The sequence below is a fragment of the Alkalicoccobacillus gibsonii genome, from assembly GCF_016798245.1.
GTDB classification, from domain to species: Bacteria; Bacillota; Bacilli; order Bacillales; family Bacillaceae_D; genus Alkalicoccobacillus; species Alkalicoccobacillus gibsonii.
On the sequence record NZ_JAEUZA010000004.1, the window covers coordinates 265,680 to 290,145 of the forward strand.

26 protein-coding genes, 2 riboswitches and 1 other annotated feature are annotated in these 24,466 nt (G+C 41.0%); of the genes, 17 read left to right on the top strand and 9 right to left on the bottom strand.

Annotated features, from left to right (window positions below; genetic code table 11):
* Positions 1–12 precede the first annotated feature (12 nt).
* From mreC to JNO66_RS16360, 5 genes are all read left to right on the top strand, one after another.
* Positions 13–891, top strand: a complete 879-nt coding sequence (gene mreC / locus JNO66_RS16340; RefSeq protein ID WP_203089946.1) for a rod shape-determining protein MreC — start codon at positions 13–15, stop codon at positions 889–891.
* A 2-nt stretch (positions 892–893) separates the two neighbouring features.
* Complete coding sequence (mreD, locus tag JNO66_RS16345) at positions 894–1,418, top strand: rod shape-determining protein MreD (protein ID WP_203089949.1); 525 nt, start codon at positions 894–896, stop codon at positions 1,416–1,418.
* A 130-nt stretch (positions 1,419–1,548) separates the two neighbouring features.
* Positions 1,549–2,238: a septum site-determining protein MinC gene (gene minC, locus JNO66_RS16350; RefSeq protein WP_203089951.1), complete on the top strand. Its 690-nt coding sequence runs from the start codon at positions 1,549–1,551 to the stop codon at positions 2,236–2,238.
* 28 nt (positions 2,239–2,266) lie between these two features.
* Entirely contained in the window at positions 2,267–3,061 is a 795-nt protein-coding gene (gene minD / locus JNO66_RS16355; RefSeq protein WP_203089953.1) for a septum site-determining protein MinD, read from the top strand.
* Between the two features lie 161 nt (positions 3,062–3,222).
* Positions 3,223–3,741, top strand: a complete 519-nt coding sequence (locus JNO66_RS16360) for a type 1 glutamine amidotransferase domain-containing protein (RefSeq protein WP_203089955.1) — start codon at positions 3,223–3,225, stop codon at positions 3,739–3,741.
* Positions 3,742–3,790: 49 nt separating this feature from the next.
* On the opposite strand, the gene JNO66_RS16365 is transcribed toward JNO66_RS16360, so the two are convergent.
* On the bottom strand, positions 3,791–4,240 hold the full coding sequence (locus JNO66_RS16365) for a cyclic pyranopterin monophosphate synthase MoaC (protein WP_203089957.1): 450 nt from the start codon (positions 4,238–4,240) through the stop codon (positions 3,791–3,793).
* Between the two features lie 457 nt (positions 4,241–4,697).
* A complete protein-coding gene (locus JNO66_RS16370; protein ID WP_203089959.1) occupies positions 4,698–5,615 on the bottom strand; it encodes an aldo/keto reductase in 918 nt (305 codons plus the stop codon).
* Positions 5,616–5,766: 151 nt separating this feature from the next.
* On the opposite strand from JNO66_RS16370, the gene JNO66_RS20940 reads away from it, so the two are divergent.
* The 10 genes from JNO66_RS20940 to JNO66_RS16420 all read left to right on the top strand — a co-directional run bounded on the left by JNO66_RS20940 (position 5,767) and on the right by JNO66_RS16420 (position 12,961).
* Positions 5,767–6,540, top strand: a complete 774-nt coding sequence (locus JNO66_RS20940; RefSeq protein ID WP_203089961.1) for a peptidoglycan DD-metalloendopeptidase family protein — start codon at positions 5,767–5,769, stop codon at positions 6,538–6,540.
* Positions 6,533–7,414, top strand: coding sequence for a M50 family metallopeptidase (locus tag JNO66_RS16380; protein WP_203089963.1), 882 nt, complete (start codon positions 6,533–6,535; stop codon positions 7,412–7,414). Before JNO66_RS20940 ends, JNO66_RS16380 begins: the two co-directional genes overlap by 8 nt.
* Before the next feature lie 33 nt (positions 7,415–7,447).
* Complete coding sequence (locus tag JNO66_RS16385) at positions 7,448–8,935, top strand: Rne/Rng family ribonuclease (RefSeq protein WP_273753462.1); 1,488 nt, start codon at positions 7,448–7,450, stop codon at positions 8,933–8,935.
* 83 nt (positions 8,936–9,018) lie between these two features.
* Positions 9,019–9,097 (top strand) — a sequence feature (ribosomal protein L21 leader region).
* A 12-nt stretch (positions 9,098–9,109) separates the two neighbouring features.
* Positions 9,110–9,418 (top strand): 50S ribosomal protein L21, encoded by a 309-nt coding sequence (gene rplU, locus JNO66_RS16390; RefSeq protein WP_143849098.1) that lies wholly within the window; start codon positions 9,110–9,112, stop codon positions 9,416–9,418.
* Positions 9,419–9,426: 8 nt separating this feature from the next.
* Entirely contained in the window at positions 9,427–9,762 is a 336-nt protein-coding gene (locus tag JNO66_RS16395; protein ID WP_203089965.1) for a ribosomal-processing cysteine protease Prp, read from the top strand.
* 6 nt (positions 9,763–9,768) lie between these two features.
* On the top strand, positions 9,769–10,050 hold the full coding sequence (gene rpmA / locus JNO66_RS16400) for a 50S ribosomal protein L27 (RefSeq protein WP_203089967.1): 282 nt from the start codon (positions 9,769–9,771) through the stop codon (positions 10,048–10,050).
* A 330-nt stretch (positions 10,051–10,380) separates the two neighbouring features.
* Positions 10,381–10,662 carry an AbrB/MazE/SpoVT family DNA-binding domain-containing protein gene (locus JNO66_RS16405; protein WP_203089970.1) on the top strand — a complete coding sequence of 94 codons (282 nt, stop codon included), beginning with the start codon at positions 10,381–10,383 and terminating at the stop codon, positions 10,660–10,662.
* A 94-nt stretch (positions 10,663–10,756) separates the two neighbouring features.
* A complete protein-coding gene (locus JNO66_RS16410; RefSeq protein WP_203089972.1) occupies positions 10,757–11,905 on the top strand; it encodes an amidohydrolase in 1,149 nt (382 codons plus the stop codon).
* A 149-nt stretch (positions 11,906–12,054) separates the two neighbouring features.
* On the top strand, positions 12,055–12,225 hold the full coding sequence (locus JNO66_RS16415; RefSeq protein ID WP_203089975.1) for a hypothetical protein: 171 nt from the start codon (positions 12,055–12,057) through the stop codon (positions 12,223–12,225).
* 109 nt (positions 12,226–12,334) lie between these two features.
* A complete protein-coding gene (locus tag JNO66_RS16420; RefSeq protein ID WP_210340915.1) occupies positions 12,335–12,961 on the top strand; it encodes a uracil-DNA glycosylase in 627 nt (208 codons plus the stop codon).
* A gap of 61 nt (positions 12,962–13,022) precedes the next feature.
* Here JNO66_RS16420 and JNO66_RS16425 read toward each other — a convergent pair whose 3' ends face one another.
* From JNO66_RS16425 to JNO66_RS16455, 7 genes are all read right to left on the bottom strand, one after another.
* Entirely contained in the window at positions 13,023–14,765 is a 1,743-nt protein-coding gene (locus JNO66_RS16425; protein ID WP_203089980.1) for a methyl-accepting chemotaxis protein, read from the bottom strand.
* 114 nt (positions 14,766–14,879) lie between these two features.
* Positions 14,880–16,004 carry an NAD(P)/FAD-dependent oxidoreductase gene (locus JNO66_RS16430; RefSeq protein WP_203089983.1) on the bottom strand — a complete coding sequence of 375 codons (1,125 nt, stop codon included), beginning with the start codon at positions 16,002–16,004 and terminating at the stop codon, positions 14,880–14,882.
* Between the two features lie 52 nt (positions 16,005–16,056).
* Positions 16,057–17,118: an S-methyl-5-thioribose-1-phosphate isomerase gene (gene mtnA, locus JNO66_RS16435; protein WP_203089986.1), complete on the bottom strand. Its 1,062-nt coding sequence runs from the start codon at positions 17,116–17,118 to the stop codon at positions 16,057–16,059.
* Positions 17,119–17,131: 13 nt separating this feature from the next.
* Complete coding sequence (mtnK, locus tag JNO66_RS16440) at positions 17,132–18,343, bottom strand: S-methyl-5-thioribose kinase (protein WP_203089989.1); 1,212 nt, start codon at positions 18,341–18,343, stop codon at positions 17,132–17,134.
* A 14-nt stretch (positions 18,344–18,357) separates the two neighbouring features.
* Complete coding sequence (locus tag JNO66_RS16445) at positions 18,358–19,344, bottom strand: ABC transporter permease (protein ID WP_203089993.1); 987 nt, start codon at positions 19,342–19,344, stop codon at positions 18,358–18,360.
* On the bottom strand, positions 19,337–20,839 hold the full coding sequence (locus JNO66_RS16450) for a sugar ABC transporter ATP-binding protein (RefSeq protein WP_203089996.1): 1,503 nt from the start codon (positions 20,837–20,839) through the stop codon (positions 19,337–19,339). The genes JNO66_RS16445 and JNO66_RS16450 overlap by 8 nt, the downstream gene beginning before the upstream one ends.
* A gap of 8 nt (positions 20,840–20,847) precedes the next feature.
* Positions 20,848–21,951 (bottom strand): sugar ABC transporter substrate-binding protein, encoded by a 1,104-nt coding sequence (locus JNO66_RS16455; protein ID WP_203089999.1) that lies wholly within the window; start codon positions 21,949–21,951, stop codon positions 20,848–20,850.
* 81 nt (positions 21,952–22,032) lie between these two features.
* Positions 22,033–22,178: riboswitch (SAM riboswitch) on the bottom strand.
* Positions 22,179–22,367: 189 nt separating this feature from the next.
* Positions 22,368–22,478: riboswitch (SAM riboswitch) on the top strand.
* 76 nt (positions 22,479–22,554) lie between these two features.
* On the opposite strand from JNO66_RS16455, the gene JNO66_RS16460 reads away from it, so the two are divergent.
* Both JNO66_RS16460 and JNO66_RS16465 read left to right on the top strand, forming a co-directional pair.
* Positions 22,555–23,778: a 2,3-diketo-5-methylthiopentyl-1-phosphate enolase gene (locus tag JNO66_RS16460; protein ID WP_203090014.1), complete on the top strand. Its 1,224-nt coding sequence runs from the start codon at positions 22,555–22,557 to the stop codon at positions 23,776–23,778.
* Between the two features lie 2 nt (positions 23,779–23,780).
* Positions 23,781–24,464: a 2-hydroxy-3-keto-5-methylthiopentenyl-1-phosphate phosphatase gene (locus JNO66_RS16465; protein ID WP_246483325.1), complete on the top strand. Its 684-nt coding sequence runs from the start codon at positions 23,781–23,783 to the stop codon at positions 24,462–24,464.
* Positions 24,465–24,466: the final 2 nt, after the last annotated feature.

A 24,466-nucleotide genomic window follows, 5' to 3' on the forward strand; every position in this document is an offset into this window, starting at 1 on the left:
TGGGTGATCTAAGTGCCATCTTTTTTTTCAAATAAGAAATTAATTATTTTACTTGTAAGTTTAATTATACTGGTTGCCTTAATTGGCTACTCAACAAGTGGAAGAGAAAATCCAACAGGTCCTGAGCAGCTTGTTCGGGACTCCGTTGGATGGGTTCAAAATCTCTTTTCCACACCAGCACACGCCATTGGTGGATTTATTGAAAATGTTCGTGATATTAAAGATATCTACGAAGAAAATCAATTACTTAAATCAAGGCTAGATGAGTACGCCCAAATTTCTGTTGAGCGTAATCAGCTAGCAAATGAAAACGAAACCTTGCAGGACATGCTTGATTTGCAGGATACGTTAAATGATTATGTGAAACGACCGGCAACGGTTATTCATCGGAATCCGGATCGTTGGACACAATATGTAGGAATTAACTTAGGCTCAGACCATAATATTGCTGCTGACATGGCGGTCGTAGATTCAAACGGAGGACTGGTTGGAAAGGTGAAACAAACATCTAAATTCACCTCCTATGTCCAGCTTCTATCAGATAACGACCCATCTAACCAAGTATCAGCGCAAATTATGGATGGAGAAGACATCCCTGGATATGGCTTTATTGAAGGGTATGATGAAGATCGTAACCTATTAATCTTACGTAAAATTGATGTGGAAGCAGATATCGAACCAGAACAAATTGTCACAACTTCCGGACTTGGGGATGTGTATCCTGCTGGATTGATTCTTGGAGAGATTGAAGAAGTAGAACTTGATGAGTATGGACTTTCTCAAACAGCTTATGTGAAGCCTGAAGCAGACTTCTCTGCGTTTAGTTACTTATATGTAGTAGAACGTGGAACGGAAGCTATGGATCCTTCTTTACTTGAAGAGGAGGAATAAGTGTGAGCCGTTACTACCCTGCAGCCTTATTACTGTTCTTACTTGTTATTGAAGGAACCATCGTACCGAACGCAGTCGCTAATTTCCTGCAGATGGATGCGGTCATGGTTCCCCGCTTTCTAATCGTAGTGATCGTATTTGTAGGTATTTTTATCGGACGTAAAGAAAGTCTGATTCTAGGTTTAATATTCGGGTGTATCTATGATATTGTGTACACAGAATTTTTAGGTATCTATGCATTTGGGCTAGGTTTCATTGGCTATCTCTTTGCATTTTCAACAAAAAGGATTCAAGACAGCATCATTGTTCCGATCGTATTATCATGTGTGGCTATACTCTTTTTTGAATACTATCAATATAGTATTATTCAAATGCTTGGCGTATCAGAATGGTCAGCCGGTCAATTTGCAAAGGATCGCTTGCTGCCAACGCTTCTTTTTAACCTAGCTTTTGCGATCGTAGCCATTATTCCAGTTCGTAAGCTTTGCATGCATGTGAATCACCAAGCAGACCTTCGTCAACGTTAATTCTTATGCCTGAAAAAGAGGACTATTCAGAGACGATGGCGAATGTAGTGAGGGGTTCTAAGCACAATTCGATTAAAACAGTCAAAATCTGAACATCGTTTGCAACGAGAGTGTCTGAGGTGAATAGAAGGTGACGCAAAAAAAACAATTCGTAACGATAAAAGGAACAAAGGATGGTCTTGTCTTTTTATTCGACGAGCATTGTTCCTATGATCGTTTACTTGAAGAATTGAAGGAAAAGCTCAACTCGAATTATTATCAACAAAAAGAAGGTCCAGGTGTCAGTGTACGAGTAGATGTCGGGCGTAGATATTTATCCGACGAGTCAGAAGCAGAACTAAGAAGTGTTATTACGGAAGACCGTGGCTTGACAATTGAAGCCATTGAATCAACCGTCATTTCCATTGAAGAAGCAGAAAGACGGCAACAAGAGAGTCAGTTTTTAACGTTGACGCGTATTGTTCGTTCAGGGCAAGTATTAAAGGTGCGTGGAGATGTGCTTCTCGTTGGTGATATTAATCCAGGTGGAACATTGATGGCAACTGGCAGTATTCATGTTCTCGGAGCGTTAAAGGGCATTGCTCATGCAGGATATGAAGGGAATCGTCAGGCGGTTATTACTGCATCGTTAATGGCACCTGTTCAATTACGGATTGCTTCTGAAATCTACAGCTTTGCTGATATTGACCATGAAGATACATTTATGGAAACCGCGTTTTTAAAGGATGCTACCTCCGAGTTTGTACTTGAACGTGTACAGAGGTTAGCACACATTCGACCAGAGCTTACATCAAATACAAGTCAACTGATCGAGGAGTAAAGGGATCTATAGAGAAAGGGGAATACATGTGGGAGAAGCGATTGTAATTACAAGCGGAAAAGGCGGAGTAGGAAAAACAACCACATCCGCAAACGTTGGGACCGCATTGGCTTTGCAAAATAAAAAAGTCTGTCTGGTGGATACAGATATCGGCTTGCGTAATCTCGATGTTGTAATGGGCCTTGAGAATCGGATTATTTATGATTTAGTTGACGTGGTTGAAGGCCGTTGTCGCTTAAAGCAAGCGTTAATAAAGGATAAACGGTTTGAGTGCTTATTTTTATTACCTGCTGCTCAAACAAAAGATAAAACATCTGTGGATCCAACGCAAATGCAAACGATTATTGAAGAGCTAAAGCAAGAATACGATTATGTCATTATTGATTGTCCTGCAGGGATTGAACAAGGCTTCAAAAATGCAATCTCTGGTGCCGATCGTGCCATTGTTGTTACCACACCTGAACGATCTGCAGTACGTGACGCGGACCGTATTATTGGTTTGCTAGAAAAAGAGGACATTGAGGCGCCTAGACTCGTTGTTAACCGTATTCGTGGGCACATGATGCAAAATGGAGAAATGATGGATGTCGATGAAATTGCAGCGATTCTTGCAATTGAGCTAATTGGCATTGTTGTTGATGACGATGAAGTCATTAAGTACTCGAACAAAGGCGAACCGATTGCATTACATAATGGAAGTAAGGCATCTATTGCTTATCGCAACATTGCTAGACGGATTTTAGGGGAGAATGTTCCACTTCAATCGTTTGATGAGCAAAAAGGGATGCTAGCGAAAATCAAGAACTTCTTTAGAGTTCGATAAAATGATAGGAGGCAAACCCTGCAGTTAATGCAGAGTTTGCCTTTTTTATTGATTGTAAAAGTATCAGTTAATTAGGAATATTTATTATGAATGATTCTTACGTTTAGCTCTATGTCCACCGGGTACACTTCTAGTAACAACAGATATAGGAGTGATAGAGAATGGGTAAAAACATAGCAGTTCTAATTACAGATTATTTTGAGGATGTTGAGTATACAGATCCGGTTAAAGCATATAAAGAAGCTGGTCATTCCATCACAACGATTGAGAACGAGAGTGGTAAGACCGTTACTGGGAAACAAGGAGATGAAAAGGTAACGATCGATAAGGCAATCACTGAAGTAAGTCCTCAAGATTTTGATGCTCTTCTTCTACCAGGAGGCTTCTCACCTGATATCTTACGTGCCGATGAACGGTTTGTTGCTTTTACAAAAGAGTTTGCAGACGCAGGTAAGCCGATCTTCGCCATTTGTCATGGTCCACAATTATTAGTGAATGCAGATGTTCTTAAAGGACGCACGGTGACTGGGTTCACTTCTATTTTAAAAGACCTTGAAAATGCCGGGGCCACTGTTAAAGACGAAGAAGTGGTTGTATGTGGTGGCAATCTCGTAACAAGCCGCACACCTGATGATATTCCAGCGTTCAATCGTGAATCTTTAAAAATCTTAGATGCTTAAATGGCAAATGAAAAGCCAGCAGTTAGGACTGCTGGCTTTTTGTATGTATTTATTTAGAGTCATCGCTTTTACGAGATAAATAAGTAGGACCAATTACCATGCCCTTATCATACTCCTTGCACACATCAAAGATGGTAAGAGCCGCAGTAGAAACGGCAATCATAGCAAGGGTATCAAGAGAGGTTGATGTTTTCGCTTGAACGAAGGATTGTATCGATAATGTATGATTATCCCACGTAAACTCAATTCGAAGAGTATCTGCCGTTTGTGAGTGACAATACGGAATAAATTGTCCTGCATTTTTGGCAGCTAGTGTACCAGCAACCCTGGCAGAATGACAAAGCTCTTCCTCTTGAATTTTTCCTTCCTGGATAAGCGAGTAGATGTGTTTACTACATTCGATGGTAGTATTTGCTATAGCTGTTCGTTCGCTGGCTGATGAGAAGGAACGGGCTAATGAAAAGAAATTTGGTTTGGACGATCGCTTTTGCCTGTTCATTCATTCTCCTCCATTTCAGCTTGTATCCGAACAAACTATACACTGTGTAATCATAATAGAAAACTAGACAAACTGTCAATTAAAGGAGGTCACTTCATCGAAATTCAATCGAACTTTGTAGGTAGATGTATGATCTTGACGGTTTCTTAAACAAGAACCTATGAAACCGATTTAAATAGGAAAGAGACGGAGCTTGAGACATAACTAATAATTCATGAAAAAATGGCGAATGATTCAACTTCGAATCATTCGCCATTCCTGATTTTATTTGAACGAGAGGGAGAACCCGAGACTCCTGCGGAACAAAACGTGGTGAAGACACTGTAGCGGCGCTTTTCCCGCGGAGGGGGCTGAGGCCGTTCTTGTGGGTGCGAGGGATTCTCCTGCAGCGGCTATTGTGCAACGTTTGTGTTTTGCAATCCACATTCATATTATGTCCCAGGCTCGTTCGTATTTTTTAACGATGCTGCTCATACAAATCGGTTTTTGTAACGGACTTAAGCCATGTAATTTCTTCTACCGTCAGCCCAGCCGTTTGCACCGCTTGGATTTGATCGCGTACTTGTTCTGAACTACTTGCTCCTGCAATCACAGAAGCAACCGGTGTGTGTGCTAAGTTATAATGGAAGGCCACATCTATTAGTGAGCGATCGCTTCCAAAGCGCTCCTTAAGCTCATTCTGTAGTGTTTCAAGCTCACTGGTTGTGTAGCTTAAGTATCCCTTATCTGATAAAGACTTGTTTTCATGTAATGGTCGATTACTTAAGATCCCCTTGGCAATGGAACCTCTTGTCACTACACTTACTTGATGCTTAGAGAGCAGATCAAACCACTCTTCAGGTCGACGATCAAGTAAGCTATACTGCATCATGACACTCACTATAGAAGATTTTTTAAGATATTCACGAATGACATTTGGACGAATGGATGAAATTCCGTATTCACGAATAACTCCCTCTTGTTTTAATTCTTCAAACGCTTCAATCGTTTCGTCGATGGGATCATCGATTGTGCCACCATGGAGCTGATACAGATCAATGTAGTCCGTTTGTAGCCGGCTTAAACTATCCTTTACGGCTTGTTGAATATGTTTTTTGGAAGGATCCCACTCCCAACCTTCTTTTCCTTTTTCAAAACGATTTCCACCCTTTGTGGCTAGGATTAAGTCTTTTCGACGAGACTTAATGGCTTTTCCAATGATCTCTTCATTCTCTCCTTGATCATATAGATCAGCGGTATCAATATAATTTACACCCTGGTCAATTGCCTCATCGACAATAGACGTGGCTTTCGCTACATCTGTTCCTAATGACATTCCTCCAAGACCTAGTTCACTTATCGTCAAGTCAGAAGAACCAAGCTGTCTTTTATTCATTGAACTCACTCCTTTTTTAGTATCATCCTCATTCTTTTCCCGATCTTTCTTTTAATCAACCGTCTTCATCTAGAGCGAATGGACATACTCCTGTATCTACAGTCATAAAGTAGAGAACAAGCATATTTGCTAGGATAAGGAGCGTGGCATGGTGTCAAAAGAGCTACAGCACATTCGCAAACGTATGGAGGCAAAACGCAAAGCAAATCGGAACAATCAAAAGGGACCAACCTCTTTTACAAGAATACGACCAAGCGAATCAAAAGTAAAAGAAAGCTTCCCTGTTAAAGCAGAGAATGAACCACCACCACAAAACTCGTTCACGTCAGGTACCTTTGTTTTACGCACCTTTTTTTGTACCTTGGTCTTTGTTGGATTACTCATTATTTATCAGAACGAACAAGCCAGCTTAAACCCAATTAAAAAGGCAGTTAGTCACACATTCGAGCAGGAGTTTCAGTTTGCGGCCATTAGCAATTGGTACGAATCAAATTTTGGACGACCTATTGCACTTTTACCTTCCACTGAACAAGAGCCAACTCAAGTGAAAGAACCACCAGTAAAGGTCACGCCCTATGCAGTACCTGCATCTGGAACTGTTCGTGAAAACTTTGATCAAAACGGTCGTGGGGTAATGATTGAAACGGGAGAGGGGATTGAGGTGCATGCAGCAACAGGAGGCTATGTTACGGATGTCACTGATAAAGAGGACACAGGTAAAACAGTCATACTTCAACATTATGATGGAACCGAATCAACCTATGGAATGTTAAATGAAATTACAGTGAATATTTATGATCACATTCAAGCGGGTAGTCAGTTAGGTACAGTGTCAAACAGTGAAGGAGATAAAGGGATTTATTATTTCGCTCTTAAGAAGGGCGAAGAATATATTAATCCAAACGAAGTGATTTCGTTTGATTAACGTTTGGAGCCTTCTATCGATTGTTCGAATTAACCCTTTTTTTTGGATTGTACTCGCAATCGGGCTTCTTACGGGGTATTTTAGAGAAGCGATCTTACTATTTTTTATCGTCTTTATTCACGAGCTAGGACACGCAGCAGCGGCGGTCCATTTTAAGTGGAAGCTACGCAAGATTGAGCTCCTTCCATTTGGAGGAGTTGCGGAGGTAGAAGAGAGTGGCAACAAACCGATTAAAGAGGAATTGATTGTAATTCTGGCAGGGCCCATTCAGCATCTCTGGATGATTGCCCTCTCCTTTTTACTCGTTCAAACAGGAGGTTGGTCTGCTTACTGGCACGAATTGTTTGTATGGCACAATCTGGTGATACTCTGTTTTAATCTTCTCCCTATCCTTCCTTTGGATGGCGGGAAGCTGGTCCAGCTATGGTTTATGGAACGATGGTCTTACAAAAAAGCACATCTTGCATCAATCATTAGCTCGGTGTCCGTTTTATTCATTGTGGCGATATGCACATTCATTCTTCCATTTCATTTAAACATGGTTCTTGTTTTACTATTTTTGATTATTAACAACTATCTTGAATGGAAACAACGGCATTACCGCTTTATGCGTTTTTTAACAGAGAGAAATCATCTGCCGAATGTTGAGGCCAAACCACTGGGTGTAGCCGTTTCACCAAATCTTTCAGTTCGTGAAGCCGTGCGATTATTAAGACGAGGCTATCGACATGAATTCATTTTTGAAAATCAGAAGCAGCAAGTGTCAGAGTCTCTCGTTTTGCAAGCACTATTTGATCGAAAGCTGACGGAGCCACTACACTCGTTAACGACAGTCCCTCCACGTATAAATTCCATTGAAGTTAAGGTACAATAGGTTTAGATAGGGAATAGAGGGAGTGTCTTCTTAGTGGGTAAGCTAGTCATTAATGCAGCGACACGTGAAAAAAGAGCTGCTGTTATAGAAAATGAGCAAGTTGTCGATTTGATGATCGAGCAGCCACATCAACACCGAATAGTGGGTGCGATCTATAAGGGAAGAGTGGAGAAGGTTCTTCCGGGAATGCAAGCAGCATTTGTGAATATCGGTCGTGAGAAAAATGCGTTCCTATATAGAGATGATCTACTCTCCTTTTATTGTAGTCAGGAGAGTAGTGAAAAAAAGAAGGATAAAAGCATTTCTCATTATGTTCATCAAGGAGAAGAACTAATCGTTCAGGTGACAAAAGAAGAGATTGGGACTAAAGGGTGTCGGGTAACAAATGTCGTAACTGTACCAGGCCACCACTTGGTGTATCTGCCTCATAGTGAGTATATTGCAGTGTCTAAGAAATTTAAGACATCTGAGAGTAGAGAGCAATGGAGATTAAAGGCTGAACAGTGGGTGAGTCATCCAGAGGGTTTAATTCTTCGTACAGCAGCTGAAGCCCAAACGGAATCAGCTCTCGTTGCAGAATTAGAGGAATTACGAAAAGAGTGGCAGCAAGCTGTGCAGAACGCTAAGTCAAAGCGAGTACCTGCACTGATTTTGCCTGCCCCAGGTTTTATAGATCAAACGATAAAGGACTATGCATCAAGCGGTCTGACCGAAATCGTTGTGGATGATGTGGCTGGAAAAAAACGAATTGATCAGTTTTTAGCGTTTATGCAGCTCTCTGTAAAAACAACCTTATATCGTGATCGGCAAAATATCTTTTCTGCATTTGGAATTGATCGGCAGCTCGACCTTGCTACTAGGCGACAAATTTGGTTGAAAAGTGGAGCGTTTTTGGTGTTTGATCAAACAGAAGCAATGACGGTAGTGGATGTGAATACAGGCAAATTCACTGGGAAAACCAAGCTCGAGGATACTGTATTAAAGGTGAATTTGGAAGCAGTAGATGAGATTTGCAGACAAATGCGTCTTCGCGATCTTGGGGGAATCATCCTAATTGATTTTATTGATCTGCGAAACGAGGCACATAAAGCTAAGCTTACCAAGGCACTTGAGGCAACACTAAGAAAAGACCGGACACAAACAAGTGTACGAGGTTTAACAAAGCTGGGTCTTATGGAGGTTACGCGGAAGAGAGTAAAAGAGAGTCTGCAAAAAAGTTTACAAACAGAATGCCCGGTTTGCAGAGGGACAGGCTATCTTCTTTCAATGGAATCATTAGCCTTTAAAATTGAAAGAGAGCTTTGGGAGTATCGTGATCAGGCAGAGGCTGTTGTGATTGAACTTCCGAGGCAGGTTCAACCGATTCTTTTTGGGGAAGGAGACGAACATAAAAACCGTCTTGAGCAAACGCTTGGATTTGAGCTTTTTACTGTGCACCCAAACAATTCTCATTCCCACTCGTATGCGATTCAATATGTAGGAGAAAAAGCTGAAGCAGAGCGCCTCATAAGCACGCATTAAACCTGTTCGGACGTGCGAAATTATATTGACTTCATATTTTTGTTTGTGATATGATGGAACATGTTAGTGATTTGGTTGCACCCAAAGAACTACAACCGCTCGGAACAGGTTTTTAAAAGGGACTTTGTTTCCTTACCTGAAATGGCGAGTCTGAGTATATAAGGAGGTGCAGATATGTACGCAATTATTGAAACAGGTGGAAAACAGTTAAAGGTTCAAGCTGGAGACACAATCTACATCGAAAAGCTTTTTGCTGATGTTGATGAAGTGGTAACGTTTGATAAAGTTCTTTTCGTTAGTGGAGATGAAACAAAAGTTGGAGCTCCATTAGTAGAAGGTGCTACTGTTACTGGTAAAGTTGAAAAACACGGCCGTGACAAAAAAATCATCGTTTACAAAATGAAAGCTAAGAAAAACTACCGTCGTAAGCAAGGTCATCGTCAGCCATACACTAAAGTAGTGATCGACGCTATCAACGTGTAAGGTTTGATATGATTAAAGTTCGTATAAATCGACTTGCAACAGGTCGCATTGCATCTTTTTCAATGTCGGGACATGCTGAATCAGGTCCTTATGGTCATGATTTGGTATGTGCCGGAGCTTCTGCCGTTTCCATTGGCGCAGTAAACGCTGTTCAGGTCTTATGCCAAACAGAGCTTATTGTTGAAATGGAAGACGATGGAGGGTATTTAAGCTGTACAGTGCCAGACTCTTTAACGGAAGCGCAGCATAGAGATGTGCAGCTTCTTCTTGAAGGAATGGTTTTGTCACTTAAATCAATGGAAGAAGAATATGAAGCATTCATATCCATAACAGACAGGAGGTGAATTTTCATGTTGAAAATGAATCTACAATTTTTCGCATCCAAAAAAGGGGTAGGTAGTACAAAGAACGGTCGTGACTCTGAGTCTAAACGTCTTGGTACGAAGCGTGCAGATGGTCAATCTGTAACGGGCGGAAGCATCCTTGTTCGCCAGCGTGGTACTCGTATCTATCCTGGAACGAATGTTGGAAAAGGTGGAGATGACACTCTTTTTGCGAAAGTGGACGGCGTTGTGAAATTCGAACGTGTTGGTCGTGATCGTAAGCAAGTTAGTGTATATCCAGCATCTTAATGATTAAAGCTCTCTCACTCAGGTGATAGAGCTTTTTTTGTTGTGCTTGGGGTATGTACATCACGCTATGTCAAAAGTCTGATAACTTAACATTTTATCGTTACAATTTAGAAATCTATTTTATGAATATGAAAAAAATGGAATTAACCTATTACCATTCGAGTGTTAAAAGAGTATTTTACCAATTTCTCTGTTAAAAGACTTTGATGTGATATAAAATAAAAGGGCATACAATGAGTTGTCAGTCACTTCCGTTTTTCTGGAATCGTCCCTCAATTGTAGCAACAAAGAATGCGGAAAAAGATTGAATAGAAGGAGTCGTGATTTAACATGAAATCAACAGGTATTGTTCGTAAGCTTGACCAACTTGGAAGAATTGTTATACCAAAAGAATTAAGAAATATGCTTGAAATTGAAATCAAGACGCCTCTAGCGATCTTAGTTGATGGGGAGCAAATCATTCTTGAGAAGTATCAGCCGTACCGTGCATGCATGGTGACTGGAGAAAGCTCAGATGACAACATTTCTCTAGCAGATGGCCACATTATTCTTAGTCCAGAAGGCGCTGAGAAAGTGATGAACGAACTACAAAAATATATGGATCAAAAGTAAATCTAGTAGACTGACTTTCAAAAGAAAGTCAGTCTAAAATTAACCTTATCCTTCGTAACACGAAGTAAAGAATGAAATAGAGAGGTGTGGCAGAATGAAAGCCTATATTAACGCAACGGTATGGACAGGATTTGAATACATAGAAGAAGCACAGCTTGTTATAAATGGAGGAAAAATTGAGGCCATTGGTCGTGATGTAACGATACCCTCTGAAGCTGAAATCATTGATCTTTCAGGTAAATATGTAACACCTGGTTTAATAGATGTACATACCCACTTAGGTGTGCATCCTGAAGGACTTGGGATTGAGGGACATGATTTTAATGAAACCTCAGATGCATCTACACCATATGTCCGTTCATTAGACGGAATTAGCCCACAAGATAAAAGTTTTATAGAAGCAAGGAAAAATGGTGTCACAACGGTTCAAATTTTACCTGGTAGCGCAAATGTCATTGGTGGCGAAATCGTTGCCGTTAAAACGATTGGGCATGTGGTAGATGAAATGGTTATAAAGAGTCCATCGGGTATGAAAGCTGCGTTAGGTGAAAACCCTAAAAAAGTTCATGGGTCAAAAGGAAAGTCTGCAGTTACACGTATGGGTGTAGCAGGTCTATTACGAAAAGAATTAATGCGAGCAGAGGATTACCAGAAGTCACTTGAAAATGGTACGGTGACATCACGTGATCTTGGCTTAGAACAACTTGCAAAAGTGATTCGTCGTGAGATTCCACTTAGAGTTCATGCGCACCGTGCGGATGATATTGCAACGGTGCTTCGTATAAAAAATGAATTTAATATAGATGTCACGATTGAGCATTGCACAGAGGGTCATTTAATCGTAGATCACCTTGCAAACAACCCTGTTCCCATTGCAGTAGGACCAACCATGTCAGCAAAATCAAAACAAGAGCTTGCAAACAAAGCGTGGGATACGATGGTTCTGTTTGAAGAACGTAATATTCCGTTTGCTATGACTACTGACCATCCAGTTGTTACGATTGATCATTTATTAACAACAGTAAAAACGGCTGTAAATCATGGATTATCTGAAGAAACGGCCTTAAAGGCAATCACTAGCCAAGCAGCTGTTCACATAGGACTAGCTGATCAGGTCGGTTCACTAAAAGAAGGACTAGATGCTGATCTGGTCATTTGGAACGATTCCCCGTTTCAGCTTATGGCTAAGGTAGAACAAACGTTGATCAATGGAGAAACGGTCTATAATCGCGAAAAGCAATAGGTTTATAATGGATAGTTGAAGGCTATACTAGTAAGGAAAGTTCTTTTGTTTTAACTAGACAAATTGCTTTCCTTTCTTTTTTTTAGTCTCACAATCGGTTATACTAGAATAGAATAAATGGAAAGTTATAAGCAGGGAGGAGCTTACAGGTGGGACACCTGGATTTTTTAAATGATGCTGAAACTGCTGATGTTAAGCGCTTACAAAAAAGAGTGATTGAGGCGAATGATGAGCGATTACGCAAGCGCTCCATTACTCAAATTATTTTAATTATTGAACGAGCTAGGCTTCGAGAACAACATGATCATTGTAAGATATAAGTAAGATATACGAACAATTTAGATAGAACAATGTGCCACCTTTGTTAGGTGGTATTTGTTTTTTTAGGAGGGGAGAACAATCAGTACAAAAAGAAAGCTAACAAACGAATTGATTCAAATATGTAAAAAACGGATGGAACCATACGCGTGTACTGGATTCCTAATGGGAGCAGGTAAAAAAGACGCAGAGATTATGCTTATAGGGGAAGCACCAGGTCGACAAGAAGTTATTGAGAATAGACCCTTTATCGGCAAAGCGGGCCAAGTTATGGATGACTATTTTACCTGGCTAGGTTTAACAAGAGCGGATGTGTACATAACGAGTGTGATACGTAGCCGTCCCTATCAAAAATCAAAACCGGGTTACGATAAACCAATCGAACAGCGTGGGAATCGTACACCGAATCAAGCAGAAATTTTGGCACATGCACCGTTGCTCGACGCACAAATAGAGGATGTAGCTCCTAAGGTGATTGTCACATTAGGAGGAGTCGCTTTTAGAAGGGTGACAGGTATGAAGGAGCGCTTAACGGATATTCATGGAACCCCCTTTCAATCAAAAATCCTTAAGCTAGAATCACTGAACAGCAATCGATACATTCCATCCGATCAAACCTACACCATTTTCCCAACTTTTCACCCAGCCTCTATCTTCTACAATCAAAAGCTAAAGGCTGCAATAGAAGACGATATGCGAAAGTTAAAAGACTACTTAACTATGAGTAAAGTTAAATGAATAAATAAAGGCAAAGGATTCTGTCACAGAATCCTTTGCCTTATGTTCTCTTCTAACAAGTTTAATCATGTCGATAATAAGATAAATCCTCTTGTAGCTGTTGGTTTAATCCAGTTAAACTTTCAGCGGCTTTTGCTACATTTTGAATGGCATTTCCTTGTTCTTCTAACGATGCAGACATTTCCTCAACAGAAGCGGCTGTTTCCTCAGACACACTTGAAGCGTGTTCAATCGCTTCTTGAATCGTATCAGTAGATGTTGTTACATGGGTTAATTCAGATTCTAGTTGTTTTATCGTCGTAGCGATATTAGATATAGCTGTATCAATTTCTATAAATTCATCGGAAGTCTGTTTAACAGCCTTACTAAGCTCAGTAGAATACGTACTTGTTTCTCCCATTAATAATACGGTTTTTTCTGTTTCTTTCTCGATGCTGTCAATCATTTGTTTGATTTCATTCGTACGAATATTTGCTTGTTCCGCGAGCTTTCTCACTTCACTTGCTACAACGGCAAAGCCTCGACCGTGTTCTCCCGCACGAGCAGCTTCAATGCTTGCATTTAAAGCTAATAGATTCGTTTGCTCAGAAATACTTGTGATAACAGCTGTAATACTCGAGATATCTTGTATTTTTAAGTAGAGATTCGTAATGCCGACACTTATACGGTCTGAAGCATCTAAAGAAGCCTGATTCGATGTCTCAAGCGTTGAAATGATTTCTTTCCCTTTTGCTACAGCATGACCTGAACGGTTTGCTGCCTCATTCATTACTTCCTTCTGCTCATTCATGGCAGACACAGACTGAAGCAAGCCGCTAGTTTGTGTTGTTGTTTGCTCTAAGTGTGTTGCTTGTTCTTGAGTTCCTGAGCGGATCTCATCAATTGCTCGTACAATTTCTTCACTACTAGCTGATGTTTCTTCAGAGATGGCAGAAAGATCTGTTGCTTGATCAAGTACACTTGAACCTTTTTCCTGTAAGCTTGAAAGTAAGGTTTTTAATTGCTTAGACATTGAATTAAAGGCGTGGCCTAGCTGACCAATTTCATCAGGTCCTGTAGGTAATTCACTTACTTGAAGATTGCCATCAGAAATCTGATTAGCTACATTGGCTACTTGACCCAATGTACGAACTTTCTTACGTATAACAAAGTAGGTTAGAACAAAAACAACCACTGATATAATGCTGATTACCCAAATCATGAAGACACCAAATGCGTCTACCTCTTCATAAAATTCGCTCGTAGTAGCTGTCATTCCGATGTGCCAATTCCACGGTTCAAAATATGTCATATACGCAATTTTATCAACAATTTCTCCATTTTCCTGAGTCCGTTCATATTCTGTATAACGGTTTTCTGCAGCTTCTTGCGTAGCAGAAGCCACCAGCATTTCTTGAACTTTTGTATCGTTCGGAATTTCTCCGATCGTAGAAGTAGGATGAAGCTGTACAGTGTAATCTTCTAAATAAGCCACCATGTAGCCATCAACCTTGTACGAAACGTTTGCTTGGCTGATATCATAACCAGAATCTGTTTTTGGCCCGGAAATGAGGACTCGAGCACGTTCCTGTGCTTCGTCGAGTGTTAATGTACCCGCTTCCACATCCATTTGTAATGATTCAAGCAATGATAGGGCAGCATCAACTGAATGCTGAATATCTAGCTTGCCTGAGTTTGTTAACTGCTCTTTGGCAAATAAATAACCCATGCCTGCTGTTAATGCAGTAGAAACAATTAAAGAAGCTACAATAAATAGAGTAAGTTTAACTGAGATGCGCTGTAACAATCTTTTTTTCTTTTTCAAGTGTGTATCCCTCCATACTCCATCTATCGTCAGAAAATCTGTCGTTATGAATAGGGTGTGAAATTATATTTTTGAAGCATGGAGGGTGAAAAAAAAAGAAAATCGTCTGGTTAATTAAACGATTTCCTTTTTAATCGCATTTGATAAATCATAGTGTGATAAGTCAATCGAGGACTCTTCATCCATAGCTAATTTAGCTAATTCTGCTCCAACGTACGGTCCCATTGTTAATCCAGATGCACCTAATCCATTCGCTACAAGAACAGAAGGAAGGTTTGGGACTCGTCCGATGACCGGAAGAAAATTAGGGGTGAAAGGCCTAAAGCCAACTTTGACGGTTTGAACAGTTGCGTCTGCAAGACCCGGTGCATTGTGAAGGGCTTTAGTTAATAATTCTGAGACGCCAGCTGCTGTCACACGTGGATCAAATCCAACTTCGTCTTCATGAGTCGCACCAGCAACCACTCGACCATTTGGAAAAGCTAGAAGGTATTGATCTCCTTGTGGCATGATGACAGGCCAATCTTCTGTTGCTTTAGACTCCATATCAAGGTGAAGAATCTGCGCCTTTTGAGCCTTGACCTCAAAGTTTATTCCGAGCGGAGCTAGTAGTTCATCTGCCCAAGCGCCAGCTGTTACGATAAGATGATCGGAATCATAATCTACATCATCAACTTGTACAATAGCCTGATTTTCATGCTTCTGTAAAACGGCATCTCCAAAGACGTATTTTGCTCCGTGTCCTACAGCAGCTCGCACTAATGCATCCTTTAGAGCGCCGCCGTCTACTCGTGCTGCTCCACTTACATGCACACCTTCAACACCCTCTGCTATAGGAGGAAATAGTGCTTGAACCTCTTCAGCTGATAGGCGTGTAATCTCACCTATTTCCGGTGCATCAACCTTTCGCTTTTCAGCTCGCTTAATCAGATCGTCAAGCTTTTTAGAATCGGCGTGTAAGCTAATCGCTCCGACCTCTGCATAACCAGTATTCGATTCTCCGTCTGCTTCTAATTTACGAATCAGAGAAGGGTAGTAGGCGGCTCCTGCCTTCACTAATGAATACCAGGCTTTGTTTCGCCTCTGAGAGATCCACGGGCAAATGATTCCAGCGGCTGCCTGCGTTGCTTGGCCAGGTTCTTCGCGATCGATTATTGTCACATCTGCTCCAAGCCTTGCAAGATGATAGGCTGTCGATGCTCCGAGAATGCCTGCCCCGATAATGACATGTTTTTTCATACAATGTACCCCATTTCTAATCAAACATAAAAAAGGTGAGACTGGCTCACCCTTATTGTTCGCGTAATTCATGTAATTGATCTGCTTTGAAAATTCCTTTCTCTGTTACGATTGCTGTAATTAAGGAATGATCGGTTACATCAAAAGCAGGGTTATAGGTTTTAACATTCTTAGGTGCCATAGGTTCAGTATACCACTTTGATGTAATTTCTTCAGCCGAGCGTTCTTCAATGACAATTTCTTGTCCCGTTTGACACTCAAAATCAATCGTCGAAGTAGGGGCACATACATAAAAAGGAATGCCGTAATGCTTTGCAAGAATGGCAACACCTGATGTTCCAATTTTGTTCGCAGTATCTCCGTTTGCAGCGACTCGGTCGCACCCAACAAGTACAGCTTGAATTTTACCCTCACTCATAACAATTGAAGCCATGTTGTCACAAATAAGCGTGACATCAACATTTGCTTCAGAAAGCTCCCAAGCGGTTAATCTTGCACCTTGAAGCAAAGGACGAGTTTCATCAGCAAATACGTTAAAATCATAACCTTTTTGCTGCCCGAGATAGATCGGAGCCAGTGCGGTACCGTATTTAGCTGTTGCGATTGTTCCAGCATTACAATGAGTTAAAATGCCGAAGCCAGGTTCAAGAAGAGTGAGGGCATATTCACCGATCGCTTCACATACTTGTTCATCCTCTAATTGAATCGCTTTTGCTTCTTCTCGTAATCCGGTAATAACTACTTCAATTCCATTTGAATGATTGAGTAATTGTTCAAATCGAGCTTCCATTCGGTTGAGTGCCCAGAATAAATTCACGGCAGTAGGGCGGGACGAGGTAAGGTACGCTTTACTTTTAAGAAACGTATGTCTTAGCTCATCCATTGTATTTGCGGAACTATGCTTTACTGCTAAGTACACTCCGTATGCGGCTGCAATTCCAATGGCAGGTGCGCCGCGTACTTTTAGTTGAACAATGGCATCCCAAACGTCCTCCGGTTTTCTTAATTCCTCGTATACCTTTTGGCCAGGAAGAAGGGTTTGATCTAATATCACCAAAGCCTCTCCATCATCAGATAGACGAACGGATTGAATGACATCAATAAGCTGTTTCATTTACTATCTCTCCTTACGCATATTCACTAATGACACGAGTGAAATCTTCTCCATGAAAGAAATCCTGTCTATTTAAAATAAACACCTTTGCCGCCTTCAAGCACGCTATCTCAGCAGCTGCTCGTTTGGTCGGATTCGTTATACTTGTAAGGTCTTCAACAGGTGCGAGACCAATGACTCTGCGTGCAAGCTCAAGACCTACAACAGCAGCCGTGTCTGTAAGTAATTCCTCCAAATAATATTCTAAGAACCCAGGGTATTCGGCGACTCGTTCTGTGACTTGATCATAAAAGGCATATGTGAACTTTTCCTTAAATTGATCAATAATTTCTCGAATCGTTGTAAGTACATACGATGTATACGATTCACGTTCAACCGGATCATCAATCGTTTGTTCACCATTAACATAAGCAAAGATTAAATTAGCAATGATATTACCGACGTCGTAGCCAGCTGGTCCATAAAAAGCAAATTCTGCGTCAATCACTTTTGTTTGGTTTTCTGTTACAAAAATCGATCCAGTGTGGAAATCACCATGAATGAGTGACTGAGCTTTCGTTAAAAATTGAAACTTGAGTTTAGCCGTCTCTAACGCTAATTGTTCATCTCCCCAAAATTCTTCTTGAACATAAGGAAGAGTCTCGCTAAATACTTCATTTCGTGGGCAGTCGTAAAATGGTTCTGTATACACTAAATCTTCTGTTATCTCACAGAGCTCAGGGTTAATAAAGGCTTTTACTTGCTCCTTCTTATCTTTATGATTAAGTACAAGATCGGACGTTAAGAGCAATGTTTGAACGAGAAATGTGGAAAGATGATCGCTAAGCAACGGAAACGTTTGTTTATGCAAAAATGCTTTTCTGAGAATGGTGTAATCCGAAAGGTCCTCCATCACGGTACAATTCATAACGGGATCATAATGATAGACCTCTGGTACATATTCGGGAACTAGTTCTCCTTGTATTTTTAGGATATCATGTTCAATTCGATTCCGATCGGGTGACACTTTAAACTCGTCGGAAATTCTGGCAACAGGACCAGCTTGCTTAATGATAACTGATTGAGAGGTTTGTGGATCGACTAATCGAAAGACATAATTTAAGTTCCCGTCACCAATCTCTTCACATGTGATAGTAGAGTCTTCGGGAAAGATTGATAAGGTTTTGGCGTATTCAATGGCTTCTGTTTCTGTCATTGTGAAGTAACGATCAGTAAAGGTTGTCACAGGAATTCCTCCATTTACTTTAATTTATAATAGGTAATGGCAAGGGCGAAAGCGAGTACGGAGCCTTTTACAATGTCCATCGCATAATAAGGAACACTCAACATCACAAGCCCGTTTGCTAACACACCGATTAGAATAGCTCCAATAAAGGTACCTATGGCATTCGGTTTGCCAGCACCAAAGACAGCAAAGCCTATAAAGGCCGCAGCCACAGCGTCCATTAAATACGAGCCACCGGCATTAATTTCTGCGGTCATGACCCTGGAAGCTAAGACGATTCCACCGAGAGCGGCAAAAAAAGCAGAAAGAAGGTAAGCTAACACTTTATATTTATTAACGGCAATTCCTGATAGCCTTGCTGCTTCTTCGTTTCCGCCGATTATATAAAGGCTTCGGCCATGTTTTGTATAAGTTAAAAACAGATGAACAAAAACAACGCAGATTAACATGATGATAATAATGTAGGGTACCTGCCCAATATTTGAAAAGAATGAAGGGATGGAACCTTCTGCGTAACTTCCATCTGACATGATCATGTTTTCAGAGATAGTGGCCCCCCTGGTGTAGGTAAGAGCAACACCTTGAATAATAAACATCGTCGCTAACGTCATGAGCAAGTCCGGAATTTTAATTTTGACAATCATAAATGCATTAAATAATCCAACTACTAAACAAGCAATGATAGCAATACTTACACTTACAAGAGTTGCTTGTGAATACCAAACAAACATAGACATGACAACAGCGTTGGACAATGAAGCGGTGGAACCAACGGATAAATCAAATCCTCCCACTGCCAATGAGATCGTTATACCAATTGCAATGATTGTGACAATGGAGATCGACCTCAGAATGGTGATGACATTACTCGTCTGCAAAAAAGAAGAATTTGCTAGCGAGAAGCCGACAATTAATAAAAGGATAAGGATGATCGTTCCATAGCGATACAAAAATTGAAAGATAGTGAAAGATGAAGAATGGTTCACATCGGGTTCAGACATCTTGATTTCCTCCAGTAGAAAGGTAGAGAAGCTCTTCTTCGCTTGTCTCTGCCGTTCGTAATTCCTTAACAATTTGTCCATCATAGAGAACGTAGATCCGATCTGTCATACCAATCACATCTGCTAATTCACATGAGGCATAGATGACCCCTTTTCCACGCGCAGCAAGCTCATGAATAATAGTAAAAATATCTTTTCTGGCTCCTACATCTACCCCTTTGGTTGGTTCATCAAAGATATACACATCTGCATCAGTGGCTAACCACTTTCCAATTGCGACCTTTTGTTGATTACCACCTGATAAATGCTGGACTAGGGTATCGGCGGTTGGGGTTTTAATACTTAGATCTGAAATGATTTTGGTTGCACTCTTTTTCTGTGTTGATCGATTGAGCCATCCAAGCAGACTACTATGTTTTTTTAGTGTAGAGGCTGTTACATTTGTTTGAATGGATTCTTGAACCATTACACCTTCTTTTCGACGCTCCTCTGGTATAAGTGCCAAGCCAGATTTGACGGCCTGATAAGGAGAATAAAAGGTCACAGTATGGCCTTTAAATGTAAGGGATCCAGACTTGGTCGGGCTTGCCCCAAACAACAGTTTACAAAGCTCTGTTTTGCCTGCACCAACCAATCCCGCAAGGCCAATAATCTCCCCACCTCGAACATGAAGAGAAGCCTGTTGGACCTTGTGGCCATCTGAAAGTGAATCTGCAATGAGTAATGACTCTCCGATTGTGGAAGAACGATCGGGATATTGTTGTCTTAATGGTTCTCCCAACATATCTTCAACTACTTGATTGATGGAAGTGTTTGAAGACAGGTTAGTAGATACATGGCGTCCGTTTTTCATGACTGTAATCGTGTCACATATCTCAAAAAGCTCTGGAAGACGATGAGAGATAAATACAACAGCAACTTGTTTCGCAAGTAATTCGCGTACTATTGTGAAGAGGCGATTTGTCTCAGTTAAACTGAGTGGTGCTGTCGGTTCATCCAAAATGAGCAAGCGACATTCTGACATAACGGCTGCTGCGATTAAAACCATTTGCTTCTCTGCAAGCGAAAGCTCACTTACTAGCTTTTTTGACGAAATGTTAATCCCTAAAGAACGCAAAGAAGTTGACGCTTTTTCGTGGAGTGATTTCCACCGTATGAATGTACGGCTTTTCTTTTTACCATACTCACGCATCAGGATGGTTTCTCCAACCGTCGCATAGGGGACTAAAGCTGTATCCACTTCTTGATGAACAATTTGAATGCCTTGCTGCTGCGCTTCTTTTACTGACCGAATGGAAATATGTTCACCGTCTACTAAAATGGTTCCTGTGTAATGGGGAACGCCACCTGATAAGACATTCATTAACGTTGACTTTCCCGCGCCATTTGCACCAATTAATGCATGCGCAGATCCGCTTTTAATTGTAAATGATGCCGCGTCAAGTGCCCGAACTCCTGGATACGTAACTGAAATGTTGTTCATTTGTAATTCCATAACATCACCTACTGCTTGTTATGTTCTTTTAATGTTTTCATCCAGTCTTCCTCAAAGGCCTCTGATTGACCCCATCCTGGGATGACCTCAGATAAAGAAACCATATTCACACCTGATGCCTCATTTAGCTGATCGCTTGAAATTAGGGAAGCTTCTAAATCATAGAATTGAGGCGTCTCTTCATCAGCCAACTTCTTTGCAAGAAGTCGTAAGTTAATCGTTCCAATTAATTTTGGATCAACAGCAGCCGTGTATTGCCATGTCGTTTGATCCTCTTGCATAATCTGAAGGTCAGCGTTTGATACATCAATACCATAAATGTTAATTTCATCACGACCAGCTTCTTCAAGTGCGCGAGCTGCACCGATAGCAAATGCATCCCATGTTGCAAAAATGGCATCAATTTCACCTTCAGGGTATTTGTTTAAAAGGGCGGCTACAGCATTTTGAGTTTGGGTAGAAGTATCTTCAGAGGCTACGCCAAACCGTTCTAATTCATTGATACCTGGATTCTCAGCAAGCACTTCTTGATAAACCGCATCGCGTCGAACCATTGGTGGGAACCCGTCAACCCATAAATAAAGGATGTTAGCTTCTTCGTTGTAATCCTCCACTAACTGATTTAATGCTAGAGTAGCAAGCTCCTCATCATCCTGAGAAGTAAGTGTGACACCTTCAATAGACTCAAGTTCAGGATTGGAATCAAACGTAACGACTTCAATTCCTTTATCTACTGCTCGTTTTACCGCATCCACTGTTGCAGCATCATCACCGTGGGAGAGAATGAGTCCATCATAATTGGCATCAATGGCTTGCGATATGGCATCATGGTAACTTGCTGTATCACCGTTTGCCATAAATGTATCTACTTCAAAGCCTAAAGCTTTACCTTCTTCTTGAACGCCGGCGAGATATTGTGCCGTATGATCATCGCCTCCAATCTTACGAATGACCTTAACTTTAGCCCCTTTACCTTCAGCGAAACGCTCTGGTACACCTTCCAATTGAACATCAGCTTGAGCTTCTTGGGCAGAGTCATCTCCACACCCAGTTAGTAAAAATAAAGCGGCAGTTGTTGCTCCAATTGTTGTGAATCCAAATGATTTTCTCATCTTCTCATCTCTCCATTTATAAAAAATAAATTAAAAAAGCCTCTTTCATGAAAGAAAGAGGCTTGATCACTAGGATTCAACCTCTTATCTTTCAGACTCAGCATGAGTCTGTTGGATGTAGCACCGTGCCTTAAAACCTTAAAGGTTTTCATTCTCATAAGTGAGAATGAGTAGGTCGGTTGCCGGGCTTCACAGGGCCAATTCCCTCAGCCAGCTCTCGATAAGAGTTACATATTCAATTAATGAAGAAGTTACCTTCATTTTCCCAATCAGAGTAATTGGTTTAAATATTACGAGGAAAGAATTCAGTTGTCAATAGATTCTGATAAAATGATTTTTGCTAATTGACAGAATAGATGTACACTGTCATAATCCTTAGTAGATTTATCAACATTACAAAACAAATAATGATTTTACTCTTATGAAGAGCTGGTGGAGGGAAGATCCCGATGATACCCGGCAACCTGTTTTGACGATTATGTCCATTCAAGGTGCTAATTCTCACAAGATCACTTGGTAGATAAGAGGACAAGATAAACAATGACTACCGTCCTCTTTTTCATTTAAGAGGACGGTTTTGTTTGTATGGAGAGGAGACGATTTATGAGTTTTATAACTGTTACTTACCGAGTATTTGATCAAAAACATGATCTCCATAAAAAGGCAGAGTCCATTGCACTTGGTTTAACGATTGGTTCATGGACGCATTTACCAGCACTTGAAAAAAAGCAGCTACAGGCTCATAAGGGCGAGGTGGTAGAAGTCGTTGAAGAAGAATCAGCCGAACAAACCACTAGATACTTTAAGGATTCACGCACCACGGGGCGCATCAAAATCGCGTATCCATTGGCCAATTTTTCAAACGATCTTCCTGCTATCCTAACAACTGTTTTTGGAAAGCTATCACTTGATGGAGAAATAAAGTTAATTGATATAGAATTTCCGCCAGAGCTAGAGCAATCTTTCCCTGGTCCTGCATTTGGAATTGATGGCGTCAGGGAATTAGTTCGTGTATATGACCGTCCTCTTGTTATGAGTATTTTCAAAGGGATGATCGGCAAGGGTACGCAAGAATTTAGTCAGCAATTATCGGATCAACTTCTAGGTGGGGTTGATTTAGTAAAGGATGATGAGATTTTATTTGAAAATCCATTAACGCCTTTTCATCAAAGAGTGGAGATCGGAAGCAAGATTATACGTCAAATTCATGAAGAGACCGGAGAGAAAAAGCTCTATGCAGTCAATCTAACTGGTCGAACATTTGAACTAAAGGAGAAGGCAAAACAAGCAGTAGAGAATGGAGCTACAGCACTATTATTTAATGTGTTTGCCTACGGGTTAGATGTCTTACAGGCATTAGCAGAAGACGCTGACATACATATCCCAATCATGGCACATCCAGCGGTGTCCGGGGCATATACGGCTTCACCGTTTCATGGCATATCAAACCGTGTGTTGCTAGGAAAGCTATTGCGATTGGCAGGAGCCGATCTAGTGTTGTTCCCATCTCCTTACGGTAGTGTTGCCCTTGATAAGTCAGAAACAGATGCGATTGCACATGCATTGACAGAAGACGGTCAACTTAAAAAGGCATTTCCTGTGCCATCTGCCGGTATCCATCCAGGACTAACTCCAAAGCTGATTCATGACTTTGGTCGTGATTGTGTGATTAATGCGGGGGGCGGAATTCATGGGCACCCAAGTGGCGCGCGATCCGGCGCGAAGGCATTTAGAGATGCGATTGATGGCGTGATTCATACGTCCTTAGCGAATGCAGCAAAGGAATCATCTGAGCTTAACGCAGCGCTTGAATTATGGGGGAGTTAGAAATGAGTGAGGAAATGAGAAAGACACCTATTATTTTTTGTGATTTTGATGGCACAATTACAACAAAAGATAATATTATCGCCATCATGCAATACGTCAATCCTCCTGGGTGGGAGGAAATAAAGGATGACATTCTAGCTGAGCGTGTCTCTATTCGTTCAGGAGTGGGCAAGCTCTTTCAATTGATTCCATCGAGTAAAAAAGAAGAGATTATTGAATTTGTGTTAGAGCAGGCAAATGTACGTGAAGGATTTCAAGAGTTTCTTCAATTTGTAAGAGAGCATCACATTCCGCTGAAAATCGTAAGTGGGGGAATTGACTTTTTTGTAGAGCCTGTTCTTAAGCCTTTTGGAATCACTCATAGCCTGTACTGCAATGGAAGTCGTTTTGATCAACCGACCATTCACATTACGTGGCCTCATCGTTGCGACTCGCTTTGTTCCAATGACTGTGGATGCTGTAAACCAACAATCCTAAGACATTACCCAAGTGAGACATACTACAAAATTGTGATTGGAGATTCCATTACAGATTTGCAGGCAGCAAAAGAAGCGGATGAAGTCTTTGCATGTGGATCATTTTTGTTAGAGAAATGTCGTGAGCTATCTTTAAAGCATTCAGCGTTTACAAGCTTTCATGAAGTGATTCATCATCTCGAAGCAAGGCGGGAGGAGGTCATACGTTGAAA

What these genes read in the sequence shown, in the direction of transcription:
- JNO66_RS16360 (WP_203089955.1), top strand. Translation starts at nt 3,223, where the DNA reads ATGGGTAAAAACATAGCAGTTCTAATTACAGATTATTTTGAGGATGTT.
- JNO66_RS16365 (WP_203089957.1), bottom strand. Translation starts at nt 4,240, where the DNA reads ATGAACAGGCAAAAGCGATCGTCCAAACCAAATTTCTTTTCATTAGCC.
- JNO66_RS16370 (WP_203089959.1), bottom strand. Translation starts at nt 5,615, where the DNA reads ATGAATAAAAGACAGCTTGGTTCTTCTGACTTGACGATAAGTGAACTA.
- rplU (WP_143849098.1), top strand. Translation starts at nt 9,110, where the DNA reads ATGTACGCAATTATTGAAACAGGTGGAAAACAGTTAAAGGTTCAAGCT.
- JNO66_RS16395 (WP_203089965.1), top strand. Translation starts at nt 9,427, where the DNA reads ATGATTAAAGTTCGTATAAATCGACTTGCAACAGGTCGCATTGCATCT.
- rpmA (WP_203089967.1), top strand. Translation starts at nt 9,769, where the DNA reads ATGTTGAAAATGAATCTACAATTTTTCGCATCCAAAAAAGGGGTAGGT.
- JNO66_RS16405 (WP_203089970.1), top strand. Translation starts at nt 10,381, where the DNA reads ATGAAATCAACAGGTATTGTTCGTAAGCTTGACCAACTTGGAAGAATT.
- JNO66_RS16410 (WP_203089972.1), top strand. Translation starts at nt 10,757, where the DNA reads ATGAAAGCCTATATTAACGCAACGGTATGGACAGGATTTGAATACATA.
- JNO66_RS16430 (WP_203089983.1), bottom strand. Translation starts at nt 16,004, where the DNA reads ATGAAAAAACATGTCATTATCGGGGCAGGCATTCTCGGAGCATCGACA.
- mtnA (WP_203089986.1), bottom strand. Translation starts at nt 17,118, where the DNA reads ATGAAACAGCTTATTGATGTCATTCAATCCGTTCGTCTATCTGATGAT.
- JNO66_RS16445 (WP_203089993.1), bottom strand. Translation starts at nt 19,344, where the DNA reads ATGTCTGAACCCGATGTGAACCATTCTTCATCTTTCACTATCTTTCAA.
- JNO66_RS16450 (WP_203089996.1), bottom strand. Translation starts at nt 20,839, where the DNA reads ATGGAATTACAAATGAACAACATTTCAGTTACGTATCCAGGAGTTCGG.
- JNO66_RS16455 (WP_203089999.1), bottom strand. Translation starts at nt 21,951, where the DNA reads ATGAGAAAATCATTTGGATTCACAACAATTGGAGCAACAACTGCCGCT.
- JNO66_RS16460 (WP_203090014.1), top strand. Translation starts at nt 22,555, where the DNA reads ATGAGTTTTATAACTGTTACTTACCGAGTATTTGATCAAAAACATGAT.
- JNO66_RS16465 (WP_246483325.1), top strand. Translation starts at nt 23,781, where the DNA reads ATGAGTGAGGAAATGAGAAAGACACCTATTATTTTTTGTGATTTTGAT.